General features: G+C 72.0%; 28 protein-coding genes. 13 read left to right on the top strand and 15 right to left on the bottom strand.

The window, feature by feature from the left end; genetic code table 11:
• From F8568_RS28030 to F8568_RS28015, 4 genes are all read left to right on the top strand, one after another.
• The coding region (locus F8568_RS28030) for a sensor histidine kinase (protein WP_151596685.1) at positions 1-1525 on the top strand (1525 nt) is incomplete at its 5' end.
• Positions 1509-1970, top strand: coding sequence for a roadblock/LC7 domain-containing protein (locus F8568_RS28025; RefSeq protein WP_151596684.1), 462 nt, complete (start codon positions 1509-1511; stop codon positions 1968-1970). The genes F8568_RS28030 and F8568_RS28025, both read left to right, overlap by 17 nt.
• Positions 1971-1985: 15 nt before the next feature.
• Positions 1986-2369 (top strand): DUF742 domain-containing protein, encoded by a 384-nt coding sequence (locus F8568_RS28020; RefSeq protein WP_151596683.1) that lies wholly within the window; start codon positions 1986-1988, stop codon positions 2367-2369.
• Positions 2350-2937, top strand: a complete 588-nt coding sequence (locus tag F8568_RS28015) for a GTP-binding protein (RefSeq protein ID WP_151596682.1) — start codon at positions 2350-2352, stop codon at positions 2935-2937. Before F8568_RS28020 ends, F8568_RS28015 begins: the two co-directional genes overlap by 20 nt.
• Positions 2938-2950: 13 nt before the next feature.
• Here F8568_RS28015 and F8568_RS28010 read toward each other — a convergent pair whose 3' ends face one another.
• The 5 genes from F8568_RS28010 to F8568_RS27990 form a co-directional block, all read right to left on the bottom strand.
• The gene (locus F8568_RS28010) at positions 2951-3595 is read right to left on the bottom strand and encodes a hypothetical protein (RefSeq protein WP_328601048.1); all 645 of its coding nucleotides are present in this window, start codon (positions 3593-3595) and stop codon (positions 2951-2953) included.
• Between the two features lie 109 nt (positions 3596-3704).
• A complete protein-coding gene (locus F8568_RS28005; RefSeq protein ID WP_151596680.1) occupies positions 3705-4934 on the bottom strand; it encodes a hypothetical protein in 1230 nt (409 codons plus the stop codon).
• 163 nt (positions 4935-5097) lie between these two features.
• Positions 5098-5658 carry a helix-turn-helix domain-containing protein gene (locus F8568_RS28000; RefSeq protein WP_151596679.1) on the bottom strand — a complete coding sequence of 187 codons (561 nt, stop codon included), beginning with the start codon at positions 5656-5658 and terminating at the stop codon, positions 5098-5100.
• On the bottom strand, positions 5655-6155 hold the full coding sequence (locus F8568_RS27995; RefSeq protein WP_151596678.1) for a GNAT family N-acetyltransferase: 501 nt from the start codon (positions 6153-6155) through the stop codon (positions 5655-5657). Before F8568_RS27995 ends, F8568_RS28000 begins: the two co-directional genes overlap by 4 nt.
• Before the next feature lie 120 nt (positions 6156-6275).
• The gene (locus F8568_RS27990; protein ID WP_328601047.1) at positions 6276-7085 is read right to left on the bottom strand and encodes an aminotransferase class I/II-fold pyridoxal phosphate-dependent enzyme; all 810 of its coding nucleotides are present in this window, start codon (positions 7083-7085) and stop codon (positions 6276-6278) included.
• Positions 7086-7100: 15 nt separating this feature from the next.
• On the opposite strand from F8568_RS27990, the gene F8568_RS27985 reads away from it, so the two are divergent.
• Entirely contained in the window at positions 7101-7532 is a 432-nt protein-coding gene (locus F8568_RS27985) for a pyridoxal-dependent decarboxylase (protein WP_236009224.1), read from the top strand.
• A 9-nt stretch (positions 7533-7541) separates the two neighbouring features.
• Here the strand turns inward: F8568_RS27985 and F8568_RS27980 are convergent, their stop codons facing one another.
• From F8568_RS27980 to F8568_RS27945, 8 genes are read right to left on the bottom strand one after another with little or no spacing between them, the layout of a single operon-like run.
• The gene (locus tag F8568_RS27980) at positions 7542-8927 is read right to left on the bottom strand and encodes an NADH-quinone oxidoreductase subunit N (RefSeq protein WP_151596676.1); all 1386 of its coding nucleotides are present in this window, start codon (positions 8925-8927) and stop codon (positions 7542-7544) included.
• The gene (locus F8568_RS27975) at positions 8924-10423 is read right to left on the bottom strand and encodes a complex I subunit 4 family protein (protein ID WP_328601046.1); all 1500 of its coding nucleotides are present in this window, start codon (positions 10421-10423) and stop codon (positions 8924-8926) included. The genes F8568_RS27980 and F8568_RS27975 overlap by 4 nt, the downstream gene beginning before the upstream one ends.
• Positions 10420-12294, bottom strand: coding sequence for a proton-conducting transporter transmembrane domain-containing protein (locus tag F8568_RS48675; RefSeq protein WP_151596675.1), 1875 nt, complete (start codon positions 12292-12294; stop codon positions 10420-10422). The genes F8568_RS27975 and F8568_RS48675 overlap by 4 nt, the downstream gene beginning before the upstream one ends.
• The gene (nuoK, locus tag F8568_RS27965; RefSeq protein WP_151596674.1) at positions 12291-12596 is read right to left on the bottom strand and encodes an NADH-quinone oxidoreductase subunit NuoK; all 306 of its coding nucleotides are present in this window, start codon (positions 12594-12596) and stop codon (positions 12291-12293) included. Before nuoK ends, F8568_RS48675 begins: the two co-directional genes overlap by 4 nt.
• Positions 12593-13120, bottom strand: coding sequence for an NADH-quinone oxidoreductase subunit J (locus F8568_RS27960; RefSeq protein ID WP_151596673.1), 528 nt, complete (start codon positions 13118-13120; stop codon positions 12593-12595). Before F8568_RS27960 ends, nuoK begins: the two co-directional genes overlap by 4 nt.
• 10 nt (positions 13121-13130) lie before the next feature.
• Positions 13131-14033, bottom strand: coding sequence for a complex I subunit 1 family protein (locus tag F8568_RS27955; protein ID WP_151596672.1), 903 nt, complete (start codon positions 14031-14033; stop codon positions 13131-13133).
• The gene (locus F8568_RS27950; RefSeq protein WP_151596671.1) at positions 14026-15231 is read right to left on the bottom strand and encodes a hypothetical protein; all 1206 of its coding nucleotides are present in this window, start codon (positions 15229-15231) and stop codon (positions 14026-14028) included. The genes F8568_RS27955 and F8568_RS27950 overlap by 8 nt, the downstream gene beginning before the upstream one ends.
• The gene (locus F8568_RS27945) at positions 15222-15614 is read right to left on the bottom strand and encodes an NADH-quinone oxidoreductase subunit A (protein ID WP_236009223.1); all 393 of its coding nucleotides are present in this window, start codon (positions 15612-15614) and stop codon (positions 15222-15224) included. Before F8568_RS27945 ends, F8568_RS27950 begins: the two co-directional genes overlap by 10 nt.
• Before the next feature lie 399 nt (positions 15615-16013).
• Between F8568_RS27945 and F8568_RS27940 the strand changes: the two genes are divergently transcribed.
• The 3 genes from F8568_RS27940 (at position 16014) to F8568_RS27930 (ending at position 19007) form a co-directional block, all read left to right on the top strand.
• Entirely contained in the window at positions 16014-16646 is a 633-nt protein-coding gene (locus tag F8568_RS27940; protein ID WP_151596670.1) for a carbonic anhydrase, read from the top strand.
• Between the two features lie 42 nt (positions 16647-16688).
• On the top strand, positions 16689-16928 hold the full coding sequence (locus F8568_RS47060; protein WP_407924490.1) for a barstar family protein: 240 nt from the start codon (positions 16689-16691) through the stop codon (positions 16926-16928).
• A gap of 561 nt (positions 16929-17489) precedes the next feature.
• Positions 17490-19007 (top strand): serine/threonine-protein kinase, encoded by a 1518-nt coding sequence (locus F8568_RS27930; protein WP_160573783.1) that lies wholly within the window; start codon positions 17490-17492, stop codon positions 19005-19007.
• 69 nt (positions 19008-19076) lie between these two features.
• Here the strand turns inward: F8568_RS27930 and F8568_RS27925 are convergent, their stop codons facing one another.
• A complete protein-coding gene (locus F8568_RS27925; protein WP_160573782.1) occupies positions 19077-19730 on the bottom strand; it encodes a TetR/AcrR family transcriptional regulator in 654 nt (217 codons plus the stop codon).
• 123 nt (positions 19731-19853) lie between these two features.
• Here F8568_RS27925 and F8568_RS27920 point away from each other — a divergent pair, with 123 nt between their 5' ends.
• The 3 genes from F8568_RS27920 (at position 19854) to F8568_RS27910 (ending at position 23172) form a co-directional block, all read left to right on the top strand.
• Positions 19854-21188: a cytochrome P450 gene (locus F8568_RS27920; protein WP_151596667.1), complete on the top strand. Its 1335-nt coding sequence runs from the start codon at positions 19854-19856 to the stop codon at positions 21186-21188.
• Positions 21189-21329: 141 nt separating this feature from the next.
• Positions 21330-21839 (top strand): peptide-methionine (S)-S-oxide reductase MsrA, encoded by a 510-nt coding sequence (gene msrA / locus F8568_RS27915; RefSeq protein WP_151596666.1) that lies wholly within the window; start codon positions 21330-21332, stop codon positions 21837-21839.
• Positions 21840-22092: 253 nt separating this feature from the next.
• Positions 22093-23172, top strand: coding sequence for an L-type lectin family protein (locus F8568_RS27910; protein ID WP_151596665.1), 1080 nt, complete (start codon positions 22093-22095; stop codon positions 23170-23172).
• Between the two features lie 33 nt (positions 23173-23205).
• Here the strand turns inward: F8568_RS27910 and F8568_RS27905 are convergent, their stop codons facing one another.
• A complete protein-coding gene (locus tag F8568_RS27905) occupies positions 23206-23436 on the bottom strand; it encodes a winged helix-turn-helix transcriptional regulator (protein ID WP_202125420.1) in 231 nt (76 codons plus the stop codon).
• Between the two features lie 11 nt (positions 23437-23447).
• On the opposite strand from F8568_RS27905, the gene F8568_RS27900 reads away from it, so the two are divergent.
• A complete protein-coding gene (locus F8568_RS27900) occupies positions 23448-23693 on the top strand; it encodes an aldo/keto reductase (RefSeq protein ID WP_328601045.1) in 246 nt (81 codons plus the stop codon).
• Between the two features lie 79 nt (positions 23694-23772).
• Positions 23773-24678, top strand: a complete 906-nt coding sequence (locus F8568_RS27895; protein ID WP_202125419.1) for a hypothetical protein — start codon at positions 23773-23775, stop codon at positions 24676-24678.
• Positions 24679-24709: the final 31 nt, after the last annotated feature.

Genomic DNA, 24709 nt, shown 5'->3' with positions numbered 1-24709 from the left:
GCAGAAGGGCGGCGAGGCGCTGCGCCGCACGCGGATCGAGCCGATCGAGCACGGCATCCTGCTGCGGACGTATCTGGCCGGCGGGGTCGGGCTGCTGGCCGTGGTGGCCTCGGTGCTGCTCTCGCTGCTGTTCGCGCGCCGGATCACCGAGGAGCTGCGGGCCCTTCAGCGGACCGCGCAGGAACTGGCGCACGAGCGGCTGCCGCGGGTGGTCGCGCGGCTCCGGCGCGGGGAGCCCGTGGACGTGGCGACCGAGGCCCCGCCGCCGGTGACCGGGAGGACGCTGGAGATCGCGCAGGTCGCGGACGCGTTCGGCACCGTCCAGCGGACGGCCTTGACCACCGCGGTGGGGGAGGCCGAGCTGCGGGCGAGCATCAACCAGGTGTTCATCAACCTGTCCTGGCGCAGCCAGTCGCTGCTGCACCGGCAGCTGCGGCTGCTGGACCAGATGGAGCGCCGGGCGGCCAGCGCCGAGGAGCTGGACGATCTGTTCAGCCTGGACCATCTGACGACCCGGATGCGGCGGCACGCCGAGGGACTGGTGATCCTGGCGGGGGCGCCGACCGCCCGCGCGTGGGACCGGCCCGTCCCGGCCGAGGACGTGGTGCGCGCGGCGATCGCGGAGGTGGAGGACTACACGCGGGTGGAGGTGATCGGCGCGGCGTCGTCGGCCGTGGTCGGCGAGGTGGTCGCCGACGTCATCCACCTGCTGGCGGAACTGATCGAGAACGCCGCCGCCTTCTCCCCGCCGACCACCGAGGTCACCGTCAAGGTGGAGAGCGCCGCCAACGGCCTGGTCGTGGAGATCGTCGACCGCGGCCTCGGCCTGCACCCGGCGGAGCGGGACGCCCTCAACCAGCGGCTCGCCAGCGCGGCCGAGTTCGACATGGTCGACACCGAACGGCTCGGCCTGTTCGTCGTCGCCCGCCTGGCGGCCCGGCACGGCATCCAGGTGACGCTGGAGGCGTCGGTCTACGGGGGCACCACGGCGATCGTGCTGATCCCTCACTCGCTGGTGAGCCAGGAGGATCTCCTCCAACCGGAACGTTCCGCCGCGGGACCCGCCGGACGAGTCCGGCTCGGCAGACCGTTGCGGCCCGAGCTTCCCGAAGCGGCCCCCACCGCACCAGCGCACCCGACCGGCTTCCCCCACGTCTCGACGGCCCACGGCGCCACGGGCCACGCCAACGGCTTCTCGCCCGCGAGCGGCCCGCCGCCTTGGACGGACACCGGTGACGCGCCGCCTTCGTACGGCGATCGGGAGGGCGCGCGCGGCGAGTGGCATCCGGAAACGGCGGGCGGGATCGAGTCGAGCGAGGTCACGGGGCGGCTCCCCAGGCGGATCCCGCAGCAGAGCATGGCCCCTCAACTGCGACGGGACGCGGCGGGACCCGAACCCCCGCAGGCGGAACCCGACTTCGACGAGCCGAGCCCCGACTTCAGCCGGAACCTGATGGACTCGCTGCAGGCCGGATGGCTGCGCGGGCGTGACACCGAGAAGGACGACGATGCGCCGATCGAGTGAGGACCTCGCGAACGACCAGCCCCAGGCGTCCAGGGACCTGAGCTGGCTGCTGGACGATCTGGTGGGACGGGTCGAGGAGGTGCGGCAGGCGGTCCTGCTGTCGCGCGACGGGCTGGTGATGGGCGCCTCCGCGAGCGTGACCAGGCAGGACGCGGAGTTCCTCGCCGCGCTCTCGGCGGGCCTGCAGAGCCTCGCCGACGGTGCGCGGCAGCACTTCCGGGCCGAGCGCGTCCAGCAGACCTTCGTGGAGCTGGACAGCAGGCTGTTCTTCGTCGTGCCGGCCGGCAAGGGCAGCTGCCTGGCGATCCTCAGCGACGCCGGACGCAACGCGGGCCTCGTCGCCTACGAGACGGCGATGCTGATCAAGCGGGTCAGGCGGCAGATGGCAACGGCGCCCAGGCCCGCCGCCCAGTTCGCCGATCCGTCGTCGCCGCCGGCTCCCTAGACCCCGGAGCCGACCGTGGAGGCGCCGAAGGAGCGATGGTCCGGATCCGACGCGGGCCCCGTCGTCCGCCCCTATGCGCTGACGCGCGGACGCACTCGCCCGCGCGGGCCGGCGTTCGACCTGGTCGCCATCCTGGTCGCCACAAGCCGCCCGGTCGACCGCCGGACGTGGCTCTCGCGCGAGCAGCGCCGGTTGCTGGACCTGTGCCGCCGCCCGTCCACCCCCGCCGACCTGGCGTCCCGGACCGACCTCCCGCTCCGGGTCGTGGAGATCCTGCTGGACGACCTGTACCGGTACGGCCTGATCGAAGAACTGCCCCAGGCGGTGCAGTCCCAGGAGACCGGACGGCCCGACCCCACGATACTGATGAGGTTGCTGGATGAACTTCGCCGTCTATGACTCGTCGGCCCCCGGACCGGACGACGACGTCCCACGGCACACGCTGAAGATCCTCGTGGCCGGAGGATTCGGCGTGGGAAAGACCACGCTGGTCGGCGCGGTCAGCGAGGTGCGCCCGCTGCGCACCGAGGAGGTCCTCACCGACGCCTCGGTGGGGACCGACGACCTCGGCGGAATCGAGAGCAAGGCCACCACGACGGTGGCCATGGACTTCGGCCGCCTCACCTTCTCCGGCGGCGTCCGCCTCTACCTGTTCGGCACTCCCGGCCAGGAACGGTTCTGGTTCATGTGGGACCGGCTCTCCCAGGGCGCCATCGGAGCGATCGTCCTGGTCGACACCCGCCGGCTGAGCAGGAGCTTCGCCTCCATCGACTTCTTCGAAGCACGCCGGATCCCGTTCGTGGTCGCCGCCAACGTGTTCGACGGCGCACGCCCTTACCGTGCCGAAGACATCCGCGAGGCCCTCTGCGTCGCACGGGACGTCCCGGTCATGCTCTGCGACGTCCGCCGCCCCGACGCTGCCAAGAACATCCTGGTGACGCTCGTCGAGCACGCGGTGCGGAGGTGACCGCGGGTGCAGGTCAGACGGGCGGCATCAGATCGCTTTCGCTGATGGTGTACGTCAGCGGGGGGTAGGCGAAGTCCGTCTCATCGTTCTCACGGCGCCGCAGCCGGTAGAACTCGCGCCTCTGCTCTTCGTCGGCCAGCGTGAGGCGCGCACCTTGCGGGAGGAACGGGTCATCGTCGCGGAACCGGACGAGGGTCTTCGACGTCCGGTAGGTCACGCCCAGCCATTGGTCGTCCGCCGTCCGGGCTGACGGATCCAGCACGATCTTGTGCTTGAGCCGGCGGTTCGCGTCGGTGGAGAAGACGACGATGCCGTTGTGCGCGAGAGGGATCTCGAACTTGCCGTCATCGGTCCCTTTCGACTCGAAGATCAGCTTCCTCGGCGGTTCCGCCCCGGCGCGCCGATAGCAGGAGAAGACGGCGATGAACGAATCGCCGGCCAGATCGAGCGCTTGATCGGAGTGGCTGCTCATCGTCCTGTAAGCGCTCGTATAGGTCTCGATGAGAGCGTTGTTGAAACCGACTGGAAGCGCCGCGGTTTCTCGGATGCGCTGCGCCAGCCGTTCGTGCACCGGCCGGAAACGCTGCGTCGGGCTGCTGTATCGAGTGGTGGTGCGCACGAGCGGCACGCGATTATCCTCGTCGACCCCGGCGAGCACGGCACCACGGCGGCCTTTCCCTACGTCTTCCCAAAGGGTCGACGCAGAGAGTTCCGCGAAGAGGTCCTCCTCGCACGGCAGGGCGTACGAGAGGATCTCGGCCGAAATGCTAGGCCCGTGGGGCAAGGTAGTCTCCCGTGTTCATGCTGAAGGAGAACACGTCGCCGTAATCGATGAAGGACGAGGTCCTGTTCTCCTCGGCGTACAGCCTGCGCAGGTCGTCCATGCCCGCCGGCGTGGGCGCCTCCAGCCTCACCAGGCCTCCGTCCGCCTTGAGGTACGTGTCGCCGTTCTTGTGGACGGCTTCGGCGTTCGAGCAGCGCACCACGTATCCCATGCGGGTCGGGAGCGACCCGGCGTCCAGCGTCGACGGCCGGATCTCGTGCGTGTACAGCCGGTTGGTGGACAGCGGCATGAAGAACACCGAGCCGGGATGGAGGGTGAGGGTGAACTGCGGAGGGAGCGCGCCCCCGTCCCGTTCTCCGGCCGGCTCTTTGAGGCGAAAGTGAAGCCTGGTCAGCCCGCTGGCGCCATGCGCACCGTAGTCGAAGGAATCTTCGGCCAGAGGCCGCAGTCCGTCCAGGCGGTCATAGAAGGTGCAGAAGGCCATGATGCCGTTGGCGGGCATGTCCTTGGTCTTGTCGGCATGGGCCGAGATCTTGGCCTTGGACTGCTTACGCTCATTCGTGGCGGGCGTGTTGTGGTAGATCTGAGCGAGGACGTGATTGAGCGGCGCCTGGTCGCGAAAGACGGCGGCGGCCTCGCGGTTCAGCGCTTCGACGATGCGCGTGTCGGTCGGCCGAAAGCCCTCGGTCGGCCCCGAGAGGTTCGTGGAGCACCGGAGCAGGCGGAAATGCAGTTCGTCGCCGTTCCGCGTGACCGGCGTCAGATAGATCCCGCTGCGATGGGCCGTTCCGGGCTTGGTGGACTCCGTCAGTGACTGGAACGCGTGCTCCGCGCGGATCCGGTCGAAGTGATCGGAGTCGAGGTCGAAAAAGCGGCGGTAGTACACGCCGGCGCCGTGGACGCGGATGGGTACCCGGCCGAGACCGACGAGGGTCCAAGGTTCGTCGGTGTCCTCGCGGTACCCGTGGGAAAGCTCCCGGACGACGAATACCCGGTCCGCCGCATGCAGCCGTTGTGGGCTGATCCCGGAGACGTCGCCGCACAGGTGAACGGTCTTCTGGGCGAGGTCGAGGGCACCGGGGACAAGGTCCTCGTACGTGATCACGGACCCGAAGAAACCTCTGATCACGTCATGGTCTCGCAACGTCGGAGGCGCGACCAGGACGTTGCTCGTGTCATCGAGGCGGGCTTCTGCTGCTTCCGTCGTGTGCATCGAGCCATTCTCGCCATTCGCGCCGAATTTTAGGGATATAAGATTATCATCCCCCGGTCGGCAGCGTCTTGGTCGAACGGTGCTCGCGGCGGGAGGCCGATTCACAGGCTTCACGAAGAGCCGTCCGGGGGAGAGCCCGGGACCCGGTCACGAGAATCAGCAGTCAGGCCGTGGGTTTGCGGGTGACGACCACGACGTAGCGGCAGTCGGCGGTGGTGGCGTTGACGAACTCGCGGGCCTGGGGCGCTCCGAACTCGAACGCGTCACCGGCGGCGAGGTGGTGCGCGGCCGGCCCCTCGACGAGGGTCAGCTCGCCGTCCAGGACCCAGATGAGCTGGGCGATGAACGCGTACGTCCCGGCCGGCATCGGCACCCGGGCCCCGGCGGGCAGGACGATCTCGGTGACGTCGGCGGGAAACCCCGGGGTCGATATCTGGCGCCGGAGGTAGCCGGTGTCGGGATCCGTCCAGTGGGGGGTGCCGGCGGCGCGCCGCACCTGGCCGGTCTCGCCCTCGTCCGGTGCCAGCAGCGCGGTCATGCTCAGCTCCAGCGCGGCGGAGAGCTTGCCGACGACCGCGGCGGTCGGGTTGCTCTCGCCCCGCTCGATTCTGCTGATCATGGCCCGGGACACCCCGGAGGCGTCCGCCAGGCGGGCCAGCGACCAGCCGCGCCGGCTCCGCTCCGCCTTGACCCGCCGTCCGAGACCGTCCGGGCCCTCCGTCATCGCGGACACGACCGGGGCAGGGGAACGGCGCCGCCGTCCAAACGCAATTCCATGAAGACGCTGTTGGGGTCGTGGACGTAGTCGGCGAACGGCTCGCAGGGGGTGAACCCGTGCCGCGCGTAGAGCCGCCGGGCCGGCGCGAAGAAGTCCTGGCTTCCGGTCTCCAGCAGGACCCGCCGGTGCCCGCGCCCGGCGGCGACCGCCAGCAGGTGCCGGAGCGTGACCGTTCCGACGCCCTGTCCCCGCGCGGCCTGTGCCGTCCGCATGGACTTCAGCTCCACGTCGCCGCCACCGAGATCTTTGAGCGCCCCGCAGCCGCGCAGCTCGGGCCCCTCCCAGACCGACCAGAACTCGACCGCGGCGTCGCGCAGCTCCCGCAGGTCCAGCGCGTGGATCGACTCCGGCGGCGAGGCGGCGTGCATGTCGGCCAGATGCTCTTCCAGCAGCCGGTGGACCTCGGGCCGGGTCAGGCCGTCGAGCTCGAAACGCAGCGTCATCCGGACTCCCCTTCTCGCTCGTTCCGAATCGCGGTGCGGCCGGCGACCGACACCTTCTAGGATAGTGGATATCGTCCACTATATGAGCGCGTCTGGCCTCCGGGAGGCCGGTGGACGTGGTCACCGGCTCCTCGCCCCCTGTCCGCCGCACGCGAGATCCAGGACGGCGGCGACGCGGTCCAGCGTGCTGATCGGCGGGGTGTAGGGCAGGCGCAGGTGGTGCGGGTGGGTCGCGTCGGCGGCGAACGACGGCCCCGGGGAGAGCTCGAGTCCGTGGGCGCGAGCGCGCGCCGTGACGAGATCGGCCCGCAGGGCGGTCAGCCGCACCCAGAGCGCGAGGCCCCCGGGAGGGACCGTGAACCGCCAGCGGTCGTCTCCGGCCAGCAGCCCGCACAGATGATCGCGCTGGCGCCGCAGCACGGCACGCCGGTCGCGCAGCAGCGATTCCAGGTCGCGCAGCAGTTCGGCGGCCACGAGCTGCTGCGTCGGCGCCGCCGACAGCGGTTCGCAGAGGGGGTGGTGCGCCGGCTCGCCGATGAGCGCGGCCGGCCCGCGGATCCAGCCGACGCGCAGGCCGGCCCAGATCGTCTTGGCCGCCGACCCGATGAGGACGGAACCGGGAATCCGCCGGACCGGTGCGGGGCCGTCGCGCAGGTCGAGATCGCGCATGGTCTCATCGGCCACCACGGTCACCCGATGCCGTTCGGCCAGCCGGGCCACCGTCAGCCGGGCGTCCGCCGGCATGAGCGCGCCGGTCGGGTTCTGGAAATCGGGGACGAGGTAGGCCATCCCGCCCGCCGCGGCCCGGAACGCGTCGTCGAGCTGGTCCAGATCCCAGCCGTCCGCCGTCACCCGGCACCCGGCCAGGCGCGTGCCGGCGGCCCGGAACCCGGCGAGCGGATCGGTGTAGGTGGGGATCTCCACGGCCACGGCCCGGGGACGCAGATGCGCCGACAGCAGCGCCAGAGCCGAGCGGCCGACTACGACGATCTCCGCGCCATCGCCGCCCTGCGGGAACGCCACGACTTCTGGCTGCACGTCGACGCCGCGTTCGGCGGCTTCGCGGCGCTGTCGCCGGACCACGCGGACCTGGTCGCCGGCCTCGACGCCGCCGACTCCATCTGCATCGACCTGCACAAATGGCTGAACGTCCCCTACGACAGCGCCGTGCAGTTCACCCGCCACCGGGACCTGCAGGTGCGGGTGTTCCCCTGGCCGGGGACCCCACCGCCGAGCGGCTCGCCGATCTCGCCGCCGACCTGGCGGACGAAGCCTTCCTCACCCCGACCACCTATGCCGGGGTGCCCGCACTCCGAGCCGCCTTCAGCAACTGGCGCACGACCCGCGCCGACGTCGACCGCATCACCAAAGCCCTGAAAGACCGCCTCAGCCGAAGGTGAGGACGACGCCGCCGCCGATTCCGAGGGCGAGCGACGCGCCGGTCGCCAGGTAGGCCGTCCATTGGGCGGAGCGGTCGAGAGGGGCTTCCGTCCCGGTGCCCTGGGAGAAGAGAGGGACGATCCAGCGCAGGTAATAGAAGACGCTGGCGACCGTATTGATGGCGGCGACGACGGCGAGCCATGCGTACCGGCCGTCCAGGGCCGCGCCGAACATCAGCAGCTTGCCGACGAAGACGGCGGTGGGCGGAGTGCCCACCAGCCCGAGCAGGCAGATCACCAGCGAGACGGCCAGCGCCGGCGAGCGGCGCGCGAGTCCGGTGTAGGCGGCGAGGTCGTCGCGGCCGACGGCGACGACGGCGGCGAAGGCGCCGATGTTGGTGACGGCGTAGGCGGCCAGGTAGAACAGCAGCGCGGGCCGGGCGAGATCGGTGCGTCCGGCGACCGCGACCGGCAGGAGCAGGTATCCGGCCTGGCTGATGGTCGAGTAGGCGAGCAGCCGCCGGACATTGGTCTGCGCGAACGCCGCGAGGTTGCCGAGCGTCATGGTGGCGGCGGCGATGACCGCGATGAGCAGCGGCCGGCCGGGCGCGGATCCGGCGAGCGCCTCGACGGCGAGGCGGTAGAGCGCGGCGAACGCTCCGATCTTCGGGACGGTCGTGACGAAGGCCGCGACGGCCGGCGGCGCGCCCTCGGTGACGTCCGGCACCCAGAAGTGCGCGGGCACGGCTCCGGCCTTGAACAGCAGCCCGGCGAGCAGCAGGACGGCGCCGACCATGACCGCGGCGTCCGGGGCCGGTCCGAGTCCGGCGCGGAGCGTCCCGTAGGACGTGCCGCGGCCGAGCCCGTACAGCAGTGTGACGCCCGCCAGCATGAGGATGCCGAGGAAGGCGCCCATCAGGTAGTACTTGAGCGCCGCCTCGGTGCCGGACGCGTCCCTGCCGAAGCCCGCGAGCGCGTAGCCCGGGATGCTCGCCAGGAGGTAGGCGGCCACCAGCACCAGCAGGTCGGACGCGGCGCCGAGCACGACCGTGCCGAGCGCGGACAGCAGGAGGAGCACGTAGAACTCGCTCTCCCGCCGGTGGCCGCGCATCGGCGCGGCGGCGAGCGCGATGACCAGCAGCGTCGCCGACAGCACGACGATGCGCGTCACGTGGGTGACGGGGTCGAGCACGAGCGCGTCGAAGGCCGTCGTGTCGCCGCGGCGGGACGCGAGGGCCGCCGCAGCGATGCCTCCGGCCAGTCCCGCGACGCACAGCGCCGCGACGATCCACTGGCGGGTGCGGGGCAGGAACGACCCGGCCAGGAGCCCGGACACCGCCGCGCCGAGGACGAGCAGCTCCGGCAGCAGGTCGGCCGGGTTCTCCCGCGTCATCGAGCCACCAGCGAGACCACGGTGGCGGAGAACGGCTCGATCACGTCCAGCAGGAAGCGCGGCGCGACGCCGATGACGGCCGCCAGCGCCAGCAGCGGCACGACCGCGGCGAGCTCGCCGCGGCGCGCGTCGGTCACCAGCGAGGTGAGCTCGCCGGGCGGCCCGAGGACGGTGCGGTGCAGCAGCCGCAGGAACAGCGCCGCGGTGATGAGGATGCCGAGGATCGCCAGTGCCCCCACCGCGACCAGGCCGGCACCGCCGCTGCCGATCACCCCGGTGAAGATCTGGAACTCGGCGATGAAGCCGGACAGTCCCGGCAGCCCGAGGGAGGCGAACGCGGCGACCGCGACGAGCCCGGAGAACCGCGGCGCGGTCCTGGCGAGGCCGCCGAACCGTCCCATGTCGTAGGTGTCGGCCCGGTCGTAAAGGACGCCTGACAGCAGGAACAGCGCCCCGGTGATCAGGCCGTGGCTCACCATCTGGGTGACGGCGCCGGTCACCGCGAGCCGCCGCGCCGCCGCGTCGCCCGCAGCGCCCGCGGCGCCGAGCGCCACGATGATGTACCCCATGTGGTTGACCGAGGTGTAGGCGATCAGCCGTTTGACGTCCTCCTGCGCGAAGGCGACCAGCGCCCCGTACAGCACGCTGACCAGGCCCAGGATGATGATCACCCAGATGTAGCGGCGCCAGGCGTCCGGCAGCATCGGCATCGCGATGCGGACGAGCCCGTAGGTGCCCATCTTCAGCAGGATCCCGGCCAGGATCGCCGACCCGGCGGCGGGCGCGTCGGTGTGCGCGGGCGGCAGCCAGGTGTGCAACGGCACGACCGGTGTCTTGATGGCGAACCCGATGCCGATCGCCAGCAGGACCAGCCCGGCGAGCCCGGGGGAGCCCGCCAGCGCCGGGGTCCGCGTCAGCTCGACCATGTCGAAGGTGTGCGGGTCGGCGCCGAGGTAGAGGCCGATGAAGCCCAGCAGCAGGACGAGGGAGCCGAGGAAGGTGTAGAGGAAGAACTTCAGCGCCGACCGCGTCCTGTCGCCGTGCCCCCATCCGGCGATGACGAAGTACATGCCGACGATCGACAGGTCGAAGAAGACGAAGAACAGCAGCAGGTCCAGGGCCGCGAACAGGCCGAGCGACACCGTCTGGAGGAACAGGAACAGCGCGGCGAACGCCCGCGTCCGCCCGGTCCGGCGCAGCGAGTGGACCGCGCACATCAGGAACAGCAGCGAGGTGAGCGCGAGCAGCGGCAGCGACAGCCCGTCGACACCGACGTGGTACCCGGCGCGGACGGACGGGATCCACCGGACGTCCTCCTCGTAGGAGACGCCGTCGCCGTTCCCGCGCCCGGCCCACAGCCCGATGACCAGGGCGAGGTCGGCCGCGCTCGCGGCGGTCCAGATCCAGGTGACCGCCCGGTCGCCGAGCCGGGGCGCGGTGCACAGCCCGAGGGCGGCGGAGAGCGGGAGGAAGATCACCAGGGAGAGCACGGTCACCTGACCAGAAGGGCGATGAGGATGAGCACGGCGAACAGGACGGCGGCCTGCGCGTAGTACGTGTGCACCTGGCCGGTCTGGGGGCGCCGCGCCAGGTCGGCGAGACGGCGGGCGCACCGGCCGACGAGTGCTACGAGACCGTCCACGCGGAACTCCACCCGGCGTCCGGCCAGCGCCGCGGCGAGACGGCCGGACGCGGCGGCCGCGCGGACGCCGCCGTCGATGACGCGGTCGTCGAACCGGGCCAGGGCGGTGGCCAGGACGAGCACGGGACGGGCGATGAGCAGCCCGGCCAGCCGTTGGAGGTGCAGCCAGTCGCGGGCCGGTGCCGTCCAGGCCGTGCGGAGCCGGGTTCCGCGGCGGGTGAGCGCCCAGGTCGCGGCGAGGACGAGCAGTGCCAGGGCGCCGGAGGCGGCGAGACCGGCGGCGCTCGGGGCGGGCGCCTCGGCGTCGCCGGCGAGGCGCCGCCACCATCCGTCCAGCGGCGGCAGCGCCAGGACGCCGAGGACGGCCGATCCGGCCGCGAGCACGGGCAGCGGCGCCCTGGCCAGGAGGCCGACGTGCCGGGTTCCGGTCCGCTCGGTCTCCTGGCGCGTTCCGGCGTCCACGGGACGGCCGACCGCGACGAGCGCGCGGGCCGCGTAACCCGCTGACAGGAGCCCGGCGGCGAGGCCGACCGCATAGAGCGCGGGGGAGTCCTCAAGGGCGGCGCCGAGCACGGCGTCCTTGGCCGCCCACAGCGACAGCGGCGGTGCTCCGGCCAGAGCGAGCGCGCCGATCGCGAACGTGATCCCGACCAGCCGGTACCGGCGCGCCGCGCCGTGGAGTTCCCGCAGGTCTTTGGTCCCGAGCGCGGTCAGCCACGCTCCCGCTCCGAGGAACAGCAGGCACTTCACCGCGGCGTGCGCGACGAGCTGGGCGGTGCCGCCCGCCACCGTGCCGGCCCCGGCGCCGAGGATTATGAAGCCGACCTGCGCGCATGTCGACGCGGCGAGCAGCTGCTTCAGGTCGCGCTGGGCGAGCGCCACCGCGCCGAGGAGGAGCGCGGTGAGCGCGCCGGTCCACGCGACGAGCGCCGCCGCCCAGCCGGTCGCGTCCAGCAGCGGTCGCAGGCGGAGCAGCAGGTACGCCCCGGCGGCCACCATGGTCGCCGAGTGCAGCAGCGCCGACACCGGGTTCGGGCCCGCCATCGCCCGCGACAGCCAGAACGAGAACGGCAGCTGCGCCGACTTGCCGAGCGCGGCGAGCACGACCCCGGCGGCGATCAGGTCGCGCCAGTGCCCGCGCGCGCCGGCCAGCCCGTCGAGGGCGAGCGAGCCGGTGCCGGCCTGCGCCGCGCCCGCCGCGAAGTACAGGCCCAGGTCAGCGGCGCGGGTGGTGAGGAAGGAGACGTCCGCCGAGCCGACGCGTTCCCGGTCGCGCCACCAGAAGCCGATGAGCGCGTACGACATCGCGCCCATCACCTCCCAGCCCATCAGCAGGACGGCGAGGTCGGTCGCGGTGACCGTGACCAGCATGGCGCCGGTGAACACCAGCATGAGCCCGAAGAAGCGCGCCCTCGACTCGTCCGGGGCGAACTCCCCGGCGGCGAACGCCAGGACGGCGAGGCTCACCGCCGCGACCGTCACGGCGAGGGCGGCGGACAGCCCGTCCACCGCGAGGCCGGCGGGCGACCGGCCGAAGAGCGGGAAGCGCACCGAGGGCCGCGCCAGAGCCGCCGCCACCGCGAGGCACAGCGTGCCGAACGCGGCGGCCACCGCGACGGCGGGCGCCGGACGGTCCAGGCGGCGTCCGATAGCGAAGCGCCCGGCGAGCAGCCCGGCACCGGTGCCGGCGGGCACCGCGGGCAGGAGCCAGGCGAGGACGCTCATCCCTTCAGGTCCCCGGCGTCGTCGGTCGTGTCCACGTCCCGGGCGCGCAGCAGCGCGGTGACGACCGCGAATCCCATCGCCATCTCCAGCGCCATCACCGTGACGGCCACCAGGACCAGCACCTGCCCGTCCGCGGTGCCGGGCGCGACGTAGAACCAGAACGCGCCGCCCGCCACCAGCAGGGCGTTGATCATAAGTTCGAGGCCCATCATCAGCATGACGATCGACTGCTGGGACAGCGCCCCGTACAGGCCCACGGAGAACAGCGCGGCGGCGAGCAGGAGGAAGGCGTCGAGGCTCACTTCGCACCGTCCTCGCGGCCGGGGGACCGGTCGTAGCGGCCCCGGCCGGTGGCCAGCACCACCGAGGCGATCATGGTGGCCAGGATGGCGATGCCGACCACCATCATGACGAGCATCTTCGGGCCCATGATCGCCTGGCCGAGGGAGAAGGCGGGATCGCGCGGGACAGTCCCCTGCCGCTTCGGCCACGGGATGAGCAGGATTCCGGCCGCCAGCGCGGCGAACACGGCGGCGGAGATGCCGATCGCCCAGCGGTGGTTGTGCACCATCGTCATCGGCATGAGCCCGCCGGGGTTCATCATGTACATGATCATGAAGACCGCCATCACCAGCATCTCCATGATCATCATCAGCACGACCAGGACGCCGAGGTAGCGCAGGTCGAGCAGCAGCAGCTCGACCCCGACGCACAGGAACGAGGCCAGCAGGGCGAACGTCGCCCGCGCCATCGAGTCCACGGCGAAGACGGCCGCGCCGGAACCGGCGGCGGCCACGGCCAGGATCCAGAAAGCGACGGCCTGCATCGGACCTCCTTCAGGTCAGGACGACGATCCCGACGACGAGCGCCTGCAGCAGCGCGGCGGGGATCAGCACCAGCCAGGCCGCCGCCATGAACCGGTCCATCCGCAGCACCGGGAACCGCCCGCGCACCCACACCAGCAATGCCAGCACCGCGTACGTCTTGACCAGTGACCACGCCCAGCCGGGCAGCCACGGCCCGGAGGCCCCGCCGAGGAACAGCGGCACGGCCGCCGCGGCGGCGACGGTCAGCAGCGCGGACCGCCCGGCGAAGAACACCAGCCGGTCCGGACCGGACAGCTCGGCCGCCGCCCCTCCGGCCAGATCGTCCGCCAGCGGATGCCCCATCGGCCCCCAGAAGGCCATCGCGAGCGCCGATAGCAGGTACACGGCGAACGCGACCGGCATCCACACCGCGAACCACAGCCCGTGCTGCGCGGCGGCCACCTCGCCGAAGTCCAGCGACCCGGCGCCCAGTGCCGCGGTGATCAGCGCGAACATGTGCGGCAGCTCGTACGCCAGCCCCTGCGCCACGAGCCGGTAGCCCCCGACCAGCGGGAACGCCGAGTTCACCCCCCACCCCGCCAGCCAGAGCGACGCCCACGCCACGACCTCCATGGCGTTGAACCACACGACGCCGACCCGCAGGTCCCACACGGCCGTCCGGCCGAGCGGGATCACCGCCGCCGCCAGCACGGCCGCGACCGGAAGGCTCAGCACACCGGCGCGCACCAGCAGCATGTCGGCCGCGTGCATCCGGCGGCGCTGCTGGACGATGAGCCGGACCCCCTCCCGCAGCGGCGCGGCGATCCCGCCGCCGGAGCGGAGCCCCGCGTCCATCGCCGCCGCCGAATAGGCGAGCCCCGCCAGGACGAGCGGGAGCGCCACGACGGTCCAGGCGGGAGTCGTCTCACTCATGGGCCGTCCACGCCGTCTCCGTCAGCTGCTCCACGTCGGGGTCCAGGCTCGCGACGGTCAACCGCGCCGCGGCCAGCTCCGCGCCGCCGAGCAGTTCGGGGAGCAGGGCCAGGACGGCTCGGCTCGGCATCGCGCCGACCGGCCCGCGCGGCCCGTCGGTCCCTCGCAGCGGCGCCGGGTCGCCGGTCCGGACGAGCGCCTCGCCGGTGCCGTCCAGCCACCCGTGCAGGCGGGCGAGGACGTCGCCGGGGTGCCGGGCCGGCGGCCCGGTGAGGCCATGGCGGCCGGCGAAGCCCTGGTCGATCCGGCCGATGCCGCCGAGCATCCAGCGCAACGTCCGCGACCCCTTCACGCGGCGCGCGAACCGCGCGAACCGGGCCGGCAGCTCTGCGGGCGCCTCCCCGGCGAGGGCCAGATCGCGGAGGAGGCGCGCCTCCTCCGCGGCGCCCTCCCAGCCCGCGACGGCCAGGAGCCGTCCGGCGCTGTCGAGGTGCCCGGCGGCCCTGCGACGCTCCGCCTCTCCCACCGTCACCCGCTCACCGGCGGCGGCCCGCAGCCACGGCTCGTCCCAGTAGGGCACCCCTCCCGCCGCGCCTTCGGCGACGTCGACCTCGACCGCCTGCACGACATCGCCCTGCAAGGTCAGGCCGAGCACGAGACCGGCGGGCCAGTCCTTGAGGACGGGCCCGAGCGGCACATGGAGCACGTCGAGCTTGAGCCCGTCCCGGTCGTCCGCCCGGCCGGCCATCGCCAGCCCCGTGTGATGCTCATGACCGCTGTGGTCGGCATGCCCACCGCTCTGAGCCGTGTGGCCGTCCATGCCGCTGGGCGACCACGGCCCCCGCTCGCGGCGCTCGGCGGCGTCTGCCTGCTGCGCCGCCACGTCGGAGAGTTCCCGGACCGCCCGGTCGATCCCTGCGTCGACCTCTGCTCGCGATGCCGCCTCGTCCAGCCGCACCAGCGCCCTCGGGCCCGGCATGGCGTCCCAGACCGCGTCCACAGCCTCGGCCAACGCCGCGCCCGGTCGTCCGCAGACGACGAGGACCGACGCCGCCGCGGGGGAGGCCGCGGTCCGCCCGTTCCGGCGACGCAGTTCCGACTCGACGAGCAGCCGGGTCCGCGTTCCGCCGGGCGCGGCGGCCACGAAGACGGGCGGACGTCCCGCCGCGAAGCGGAGGAGCCGTGTTCTCACGCCCATCGGAAGGCCCCTTCACGCCATGCGTAGACGACTCCGGCCAGAAGGAGACCGAGGAAGGCGAACATCTCGACGACGGCCTTCGTCCCCACGGACGCGACGACCAGCGCCCACGGATACATGAAGACCATCTCCATGTCGAAGGCGAGGAAGACCATCGTCACGACGTACCAGCGCACGTGATACCGGGAGACGGCGTGCTCCTGCGGCGGCCGACCGGAGAGAAACGGTCCGCTGCCGATGGTCCCGGGTGGTGCGAAGGCGAACGACAGGGCGTAGACGGCCGCGATCACGGCCGTCACCAGGCCCAAGAGGGCGAGCACCGCCACGTACGGCTGCATCAAGGCCCCCTGCCCGAACAGCTCCCACGTTAGCTGGGAGATCATGCCTCACCAGGTCGTCGACGGCGAACACGGCCGGGCGCCGCCCTCATCCACCGACCCTTACATGGTTCCTGGCAGGAAGCGTCGAAACACCTGCCGCGCGGAGAGCCGGACCAGTGATCACCGAAATGATTTCGGCACTTATGCTTCCCCGACCGGCGAGGCGGCGCAGGAGCGCGCCGTGCGGGGCGCGGGCCGCGCGACCTGCGAGAGGAAAGGAAGTCATCCGTGGGGTCGGCGATCCAGAAGCTGTAGAGGCCGCCTCCGTGGCCTATGGCCGGTCCGGGCGGTGCGCCGATTGCCGCGCCGAGTATCTGGGCGAGCCCATCGCCGGCGCCGGCCGCCTCTGACCGGTGGACCCCGTGCGGTCGGTGGTTATTCGAGGTGGCCTAGGCTGCGGCCATGGCCGTGATCGCGTCGAGTCCTCAAGAGGCGTTCGAGCTGCTGCTCGCCGGTAACCGGCGTTTCGTGGCGGGCGTTCCGGAGCACCCGAACCAGGACGCGGCGCGGCGCGCCGAGATCGCACCGGAGCAGAGCCCGTTCGGTGTCCTGTTCGGCTGCTCGGACTCCCGGCTGGCCGCCGAGATCATCTTCGATCGCGGTCTCGGCGACCTGTTCGTGGTGCGCACCGCGGGCCACGTGACGGGCGCGGAGGTGCTGGGCAGCATCGAGTACGGCGTGGAGGTGCTGGACTGCCCGCTGGTGGCCGTCCTCGGCCATGACGCGTGCGGCGCGGTGGCCGCCGCGTGCGCGGCCCTGGACGAGGGGACGGCGCCTGGCGGATACGTCCGGGACGTCGTCGAGCATGTGACGCCCAGTGTGCTGGCGGCGCGCGCCGCGGGCCGAGTGGACGCCGGCGAGATCCTGGACGAGCACATCAGGCAGACGGTCGACCTGCTGCTGGACCGCTCCCGGGTGCTCGCCGAACGGGTCCAGGAGGGCAAGGCGGCCGTCGTGGGCCTGTGCTACCGCCTGGCCGACGGCAGCGCCCGGGCCGTGGCGGCCCGCGGAGTCGCGACGGCAGGCCGGTGCTGAGGACGAGGAGAGCCGCGCGGATGCGGTGATCTCTACTGCGCGATCGGTGAGGCGATCAACGGCCCGGGCGGCTACTTCGGCTGGAACCTGGACGCCCTCGACGACTGCCTGATCGGGAGCTGGGGCGCTGCGGCTCCCTTCCGCCTGGTGTGGCACGAGTCGGCGACGGCTCGCCGGCACCTCATCGCCGGCCACGACCGCCACCGGAATGCGCCGGTGATCACCCTCGACGCACTCCTCGGGAGGCTCACCGCACGCGGCGTCGAAGTCGAATTGCGCTGACCGCCGCCTTCCGGTGCGGAGAAGCGCGTCAGGCGCCCGCGGGTCCGCTGTACTCATATCGGCCCTCCGCCTCGGCCATGCCGCGAAGAGGGGCTGACGGGAACGGCACCGGAGGCGCCGCGGCGAGCATCTTCTCCACGTCGATCGGGTGGTCGTGGCGGTTCGCTGCCGGGCGCGGCCGGGCGCGGCCGGGCCGCCCGGTTCCCCGGTCCTTCCCGGCGGCGACGGCGGAGGCGGACAGGAGCGTCGCCGCGGCCAGGCCGCCCCAGAGGGCGGCCTGGCCGCGGGCGGTCTTTCACCGCCGTCGCGGTGAACAAACCGACGGAATACGAGTTCACCATGGTTCGGGGCGATGTGTCGCAAAGAAAATCCCCCATGACGAATGAACAGCGGCTTCCGGTTGGTAAGGCGCGGTCGCCCGGCTCGGGGTGAAGAGACGAATCGGAGGTTTCAGGGACGCTGAGGAGCGGATGGCGGCGCTGAACGCCAAGATTGCCCCAAACGCTCAGTGATCTTGGGATCACTCCCTATGATCAAGCCGATCGGACCATTGGAGGAAGTGTGCCCGAGCCGTCGCCGCTCCTGCCCACCGACCTCGAGAGCATCGGCCGCTACCGCCTGGAGGGCCGGCTCGGGGCCGGTGGTCAGGGCACCGTCTACCTGGGCCGGGACGAGCGGGAGCGGCGCACCGCCATCAAAGTGCTGCACCCCCATCTGATCACTCACGAGGTGGCCCGCTCCCGTTTCCTCGCCGAGGTCGAGATCGCCAAGAGGGTCGCCCCGTTCTGCACCGCGCAGGTGCTCGACAGCGGTGTGCTCAACGACCAGCCCTTCATCGTCAGCGAGTTCGTCGACGGCCCGTCACTGCAGACCTCGGTCAAGGAGAAGGGGCCGCGCGGCGACGCGGCGCTCGACCGGCTGGCGATCAACACCGTGACGGCGCTGGCGGCCATCCACGAGGGCGGAGTCGTCCACCGCGACTTCAAACCGGGCAACGTCCTGCTCGGCCCCGACGGCCCGGTGGTGATCGATTTCGGCATCTCCCGCGCTCTGGACCTCAGCCAGTCGCTCACCAGCAGCCAGGTCGTCGGCACCCCCGGCTACATGGCGCCCGAGCACATCGACGGTCAGCTCGCGGGCCCGCCCGCGGACATGTTCGCCTGGGCGGCGGCCATGGTCTTCGCCGCCACCGGCAAGAGAGCCTTCAGCGGGACCTCCGCCTCCGCGGTCGCCCTGGCGGTCCTGCACAGCGAACCCGACCTGAACGGCCTCGAAGGCGATCTCGCCGACATCGTCCGCTCCTGCCTGGAGAAGGACCCGGCCCGGCGCCCCACCGCGACCGAGGTGAGCGACCTCCTGCGCGCCCTCCGCACCCCGCAGCCGGCCGTGCCTCCCGTGTCCCCACCCCGGCCGGCACCGGCCTCCGAATCCGTGCTCGCGCCGGAGCCCCCCGTACTCGCAGCAGAGGTCCCCGTACTCGCGGCTGAGGCTCCCGTACCCGCGCCGGAGGCCGCGCCGAGCATCACGGATTCAGATCAAAAGGCCCCGGCCGCCATTCCCGGACGCCGCCGGCTCCGACTTGCCGCGACCGCCGCGACCCTTCTGGCGATCGCCGGCGTCACCTATTTCCTCATACCAGGGCCGGAAAAGGGGGAGGCCTCGCGCCCTCGACCCGTTACCCCGCCCAGCACTTTCAAGAATTCCGCTCCGAGCGCCCCGCGCACGACCCCGTCGAAATCCGAGCACGCGCGCAAGCGAACACCGTCGAGCAAGCCGAGAACTCCGAGCCCGTCCAGCACTCCCGCGGAACATGACCGTCCCAAACCGCCGTCCACCCGAAAGCCCGTCCCTTCGGGACCACGGACCCTCGGTACGCTCACTCCGCAAGACCAGGGCGACTACTGCGGTTCCCACGGTTATCCCTATTCCGTGGTCCTGGGCGACCAGGTCGCCTGCTCGAGGGACGCGGAGGGGAGCGACGGGACGATAGCCGGCGCCACGACCGTCTGCCGCTGGAAGTACTCCGGCCGCCCGAACGTCCGCGCCGAGGGAAAGACCTGCATCTCGGGACGCGGCTGACGGCCGAACGGGGACGGCGGATCGATCGCCGCCTCATCCGCAAGCGCGCCCGGCGCGGGGGCGCCGTGGTCAGGGCAGGTGCCGGCGGAGCGGAGCGGCCAGGTCGGTGGTCGTGAGGACGAGGGCGACCGTGTAGTCGATGAGGTGGTCGCGGTCGATGTCCAGGTCGCCGCGGAACCAGGCGGTGAACAGGTCCCAGAGGCCGGCGGTGAGGGTCAGGCCGGTCAGCTCCAGGTCGGTGCCGGGGACGGGCACGTGGTCCAGCGTCTGGTGGGCCTGGGCGGCGAAGATGGCGGCCAGGCTCCGGATGATCTCGACGCGCCGCCGCTGGAGCAGGGGAGAGGCGGGGAAGGCGTGGGTGAGGATGTGAGCGCGGCGCGGGTCGGTGGTGAGGAAGTCGAACACGGCGGTCACCACGGCCCGGGTGCGGGCCCGCGCCTGGCGCGGTGCTTCGCGGGCGGCGGACAGGATCACGGCGGTGCCCTGGGCGACCTGGTCGTCGACGATCGCCAGGAGCAGGGCGTCGCGGTCCGGGAAGCTCTCGTAGAAGTAGCGGTCGTTGAGCCCGGCTTCGGCGCAGACCTTCCGCACGGTCGTGGCGGCCCAGCCCTGCGTGCCGAGCAGTTGCAGTCCCGCGGCGAGCAGCGCGCTGCGGCGGCGCGCCCGGCGCTGGTCGGCGGGAACGCCGCCGTAGGGGCGCGCGCGTGGTGTCCGGGGCGTCACAGCCCAGATTGTGCCCCATCCCTTGACGGCGGCCGCGAATCTGGGGACGCTGAACACCGGATATTTCTGGTGAACCCCCTCACCAGAAATAGCGGCCGCGGCGAGACGGGAGCGTGAGGCCCGGTGACGACGGAGAACCCCCCACAGCCGGCACCGGCGGACATCGACCCGAGCGATCTGCGGTTCTGGGCCCGCCCGCTGGACGAGCGGGCCCGGGCCTTCGCGGAGCTGCGCGCCCGGCCGGAACCGGTCTTCCTGGAGCTGCCCAAGCTGCCGTTCCTGCCGCAGAGCCCGGGTTCGTGGGCGCTGGTGCGGCACGCCGACGTGACCGAGGCCAGCCGCCACCCGGAGATCTTCAGCAGCGAGCCCAGCGCGACCAGCCCGGCGGACATGCCCCGCTGGATGGACAAGTACTTCAACTCGATGATCGACATGGACGACCCGCGGCACGCCAAGATCCGCCGGATCGTCTCCCGGGCGTTCAGCCCCAAGATGCTCGCCAAGGCCGAGGACGACATCGCGCGCCGCGCCGCTCGGATCGTGGACGAGCTGGTCCGGGCCGGCGGCGGCGACTTCGTCGCGCAGGCCGCGGCACGGCTCCCGGTCGAGGTCATCTGCGACATGCTGGGCATTCCCGCCCAGCACCACCGGCGCGTGGTGGAGCTGACCAACATCATCGTCGGCTACAGCGACCCCGAGTACGTGGGCGCCACCATGGAGTACGGCGGCGGTGAGCCGAAGATGGGGCGGCTGCCGACACTGCGCATGCTGGGCACGGTGGCGTCGGCGGGGTGGCGGCTGCACCGGCTGGCCGCTCGGCTCGGCCGGGAGCGCCGGGCGGCGCCGACCGGCGACCTGACGTCGGCGCTGGTGAACGCGAACGTCGACGGCGAGCGGCTGAGCCCGCGCGAGTTCGCCGCGTTCTTCCTGCTGCTGGTCGTGGCGGGGAACGAGACGACCCGCAACGCGATCGCGCACGGGCTGCGGCTGTTCACCGAGCATCCCGAGCAGCGCGAGCTGCTGCTCGCCGACTTCGACGGGCGCATCGCGGCGGCCGTCGAGGAGATCGTGCGCTACAGCAGCCCTGTCATCTTCATGCGCCGCAACCTCACACGCGACCACGAGATGAACGGCCACACCTACCGCAAGGGCGAGCGGGTCACGCTTTTCTACTGGTCCGCCAACCGGGACGAGGCGGTCTTCACCGATCCCGATCGCTTCGACATCACCCGGTCGCCGAACCCGCATGTCGGGTTCGGCGGTCCCGGCCCGCACTTCTGCCTGGGCGCCAACCTGGCCCGGCGGGAGATCACCGTCATGTTCCGCGAGCTGTTCGACCGGTTGCCGGACATCACCGCGGGCGAACCCGACCGGCTCATGTCCGGGTTCATCAACGGCTACAAGCGGCTGCCCTGTAGCTTCACCCCGCCGGCCCCGTCGTCCGTGAGCCCCGGCTGACGGCTGCCGTGGACGGCGTTCTCCCTGGTCATTGGGGTATGGCGACGCGGGGGTGGGCCACGCGGCCCAGGGACCGGGACCTGGAATAACGCCGCCTCGACTCCCGCTGTAGTCATCGACATAGGACACGAGGGAGAGAACATGGCAACCGAGAGGGCACTGCTCGCGGGCGGCTGTTTCTGGGGGATGGAAGAGCTGTTCCGCCGGCAGCCCGGAGTGGTCTCCACACGGGTCGGCTACAGCGGCGGTGACGTGCCCAACGCCACCTACCGCAACCACGGGTCCCACGCCGAGACCATCGAGGTCCTCTACGACCCCGACAAGACCGACTTCCGGGCGCTGCTGGAATTCTTCTTCCAGATCCACGACCCCACGACCCTGAACCGGCAGGGCAACGACATCGGCACCAGCTACCGCTCCGCGATCTTCTACACCTCGGACGAGCAGCGGAAGGTCGCCGAGGACACCATCGCCGACGTCGACGCCTCCGGCCTGTGGCCGGGCAAGGTCGTCACCGAGGTGACCGCCGCGGGCGACTTCTGGGAGGCGGAGCCGGAGCACCAGGACTACCTGCAGAAGTACCCGAACGGCTACACGTGCCACTTCCCGCGCCCCGGCTGGAGGCTGCCGAAGCGGACCGCCGGAGCCTGACATCGCGGGCGGCGCGGCCCGCGCCCGCCGCAGGGCCCCGGGCCTCGCCGCCGGGTCCTGCGCCGCTGCGACGGGACGGGCCGTCTCCGCGTTGAATGCGACCATGTGACCATCCGATGGGATGACACGCGTTCTGGTCATGATCGGCTTTGCCTCTCTCCATAAGTAAGGCAATATGCGGCGTCCCGGGCGAATTCGTGCTCACATGGCTGTGGCGAGCCGCGGCGGGAACTCGCGCAGGGGAGTCGGCGATATGAGGAACAGGGCGCTTTGCGCCGTCGCGGCGATCGCGGTCGCCGCGGCCACGACGGCCGCCGCGTCGACCGGGGACCGCCCCGGAACGCACCGGGAGCCGGGACGACTACTGATGAACGAACCGTTCACCGGCGCGAGCGCCGACCCGCGGTTCATCGGGTACGGGGCGGCCTGCCTGACGGGCGCGCGGCGCGGAGCGGCCGCGGCGGAGGCGACGAACCATCCGCTGGAAGGGTGCCGCCGGGATCCGGCCGGGCCCGTGCCTCCGGGCGGTGCCGCGCCGCACGGGTATCTGCAGCTCACCGATGCCCATGTCGAGGAGACCGGAGCCGCGCTGTTCGACTCGCCGATCCCGGCCCGCGACGGGCTGGAGGTGACCTTCGAGCAGTGGCAGTACGGGAACACCACGCGGACGCCCGCGGACGGGATCTCCTTCTTCCTCACCGACGGCGCCGCACGGCTCACCACGCCGGGCGCCTTCGGCGGAAGTCTCGGCTACGCCCAGAAACTGCCGGACGGCGGCGCGAATTTCGTGCCGGGGGTCAGCGGCGGATATCTCGGCATCGGGCTGGACGTGCTGGGAGACTACTTCGGCGACGGGGAAGGCCGCGGAAACGGCTGCGAGCGGCGTTCCCCGGCCGGAACGGTGTTCCGGCGGCCCGCTCCGGGTCCCAATGTCGTGAGCGCCCGCGGTCCCGGCAACGGGAACGACGGCTACTGCCTGCTCGCCGCCACGACCGGTGACGCGACGACCGCCGGCCGCTGGCCGTCGACGCTTCCCGGCCGGCTGCACGGCGATGTCACGAGAATGCCTTCCGGCGCGACCGCCGAAAAGGCCGAAGAATCGCTGGAACCCGCGAAGAGGACCGTCCGTGTGACGGTGCCGGCCCCGCCGGAGCCGATGGCCTCGGTCGACATCGACTTCCAGGACGGGCGCGGCTTTCAGCGGGTGCTCCGGTTCCGCGCGCCCGAGCCGGTCCCGGACACCGTCAAGCTCGGCTTCGCCGCGTCCACGGGGCCGCTGACCGACGTGCAACTCGTCCGGCACCTCACCGTCCGGGCGGTCCGCTCCGAGTGAGCCGCCCGGCGGACATCCGACCGGCGTGCCGTTTCAGCCGGTCGGGGAGTCGTATGCCGCGCGGTTGGCGATGACGTCGTCCATGTGGGTCTCGGCCCAGGACTTCAGCCCGCGCATCAGGTGGTGCAGCGAGATGCCCAGGTCGGTCAGCTCGTAGGTGACCGTGACGGGCACGGTGGGCGCCACGGTGCGGCTGACGAGCCCGTCGCGCTCCAGCGAGCGGAGCGTCTGGGTGAGCATCTTCTGGCTGACGCCCGCGAGCATCCATCGCCTACGTGCCCTTCTTCCCCCTCGGCGGCTTCAGCCCGCTGCAGTCCTCGACGCTCACCGCGGTGGCGGCCCGGCTGAGGAGCACGCCGATGTCGGTCGCCCCGGCCCGGCTGCTGCGGCGGTCGCCGAACATCCTGCTCATCCCCGGAACGTCGTCCGCGGCGCACCTGCGCGAGAACGTCGCCGGCGCGGCGCTGCGGCTCTCGCCCGAAGACGCCGCCGAACTGGACGAGATCGGCCGGCTGGGATGAACCGGGACGGCCCGCCGCATGCTCCGCCGATTTCTGGCCGACTCCGGCAGGGGTCGGTGTGTAACCGCCCGATCACTGCTTGACTCGTGAAGGCCAGGTCGTCGGCTGGGAGGAGAGCGCGGTGTCGCTCTATCTGATCAAAGGCCAGTACCGGATCGTGCGCAGTCAGCCCGACGGGGACTCCGTGCACTTCTTCCCGGGCGCCCCGGACGCGTTCACCCGGCTGCACCTGGACGTGCGCCTGGGGGCGGGCGGGGCGGCCCAGCTGCGGCTGGACGCGATCGACGCGCTGGAGACGCACTACACGCCCCCCGGGCACGGCGGCCACACCCTGCATCAGCCGCTGGAACTCGCGCACGCCGCCGGCGCCCGGCTGCTGGCACTGCTCGGGTTCAGCGACGTGGTCCGCAAGGGCGAGGTCGTCACCAGCGCGTCCCCGGACGCCACGCCCGGGTACATCCTGACCCGGTTCGGCGACAAGTACGGGCGTCCCGTCTCGTTCGCCTTCGCCGGCGACATCGACCGGCCCGACCTGGAGCCGGTGTTCACCGACTCCGCGCTGCTGAAGACCAGCGTGAACCACCGGCTCACGGCCGAAGGGCTGGTCTACCCGACCTTCTACAGCAAGCTCTACCCCGACCTGCGCGCCACGCTGACGGAGGCGGCCGACGCCGCCCGCGAGGCCAAGGCGGGGGTCTGGGGCCCGGACGCCACGACCAGCGGCGCGAGCATCCACGCCCAGGAGGACCTGTCGGAGCGGCTGGTCATCATGCCCAAGCTGTTCCGGCGCCTCGCCGAGTACTACGCCCTCGCGCCGGGCGACCCCTCGCTGGCCGGCTTCCCGTCCTACATGGCCACCCTGAACGACCGGCTGTACGTCATCTCCGACGCCCACGCGACCGGCTTCGACACCGTCGTCGAGGTCGCCGGCGACACCGTCCGGCTCACCAAGCCCATCACCGACCTGATCTTCATGGAGGGATGATCCGCCCGCGTACCGGCAGGTGACCCGGGCG

Source organism: Actinomadura physcomitrii (assembly GCF_008923205.2).
In the GTDB taxonomy this organism is placed as follows: Bacteria; Actinomycetota; Actinomycetes; order Streptosporangiales; family Streptosporangiaceae; genus Spirillospora; species Spirillospora physcomitrii.
Note: the sequence above shows the minus strand (reverse complement) of the source record. Positions and strands in the feature narration are given on the sequence as shown.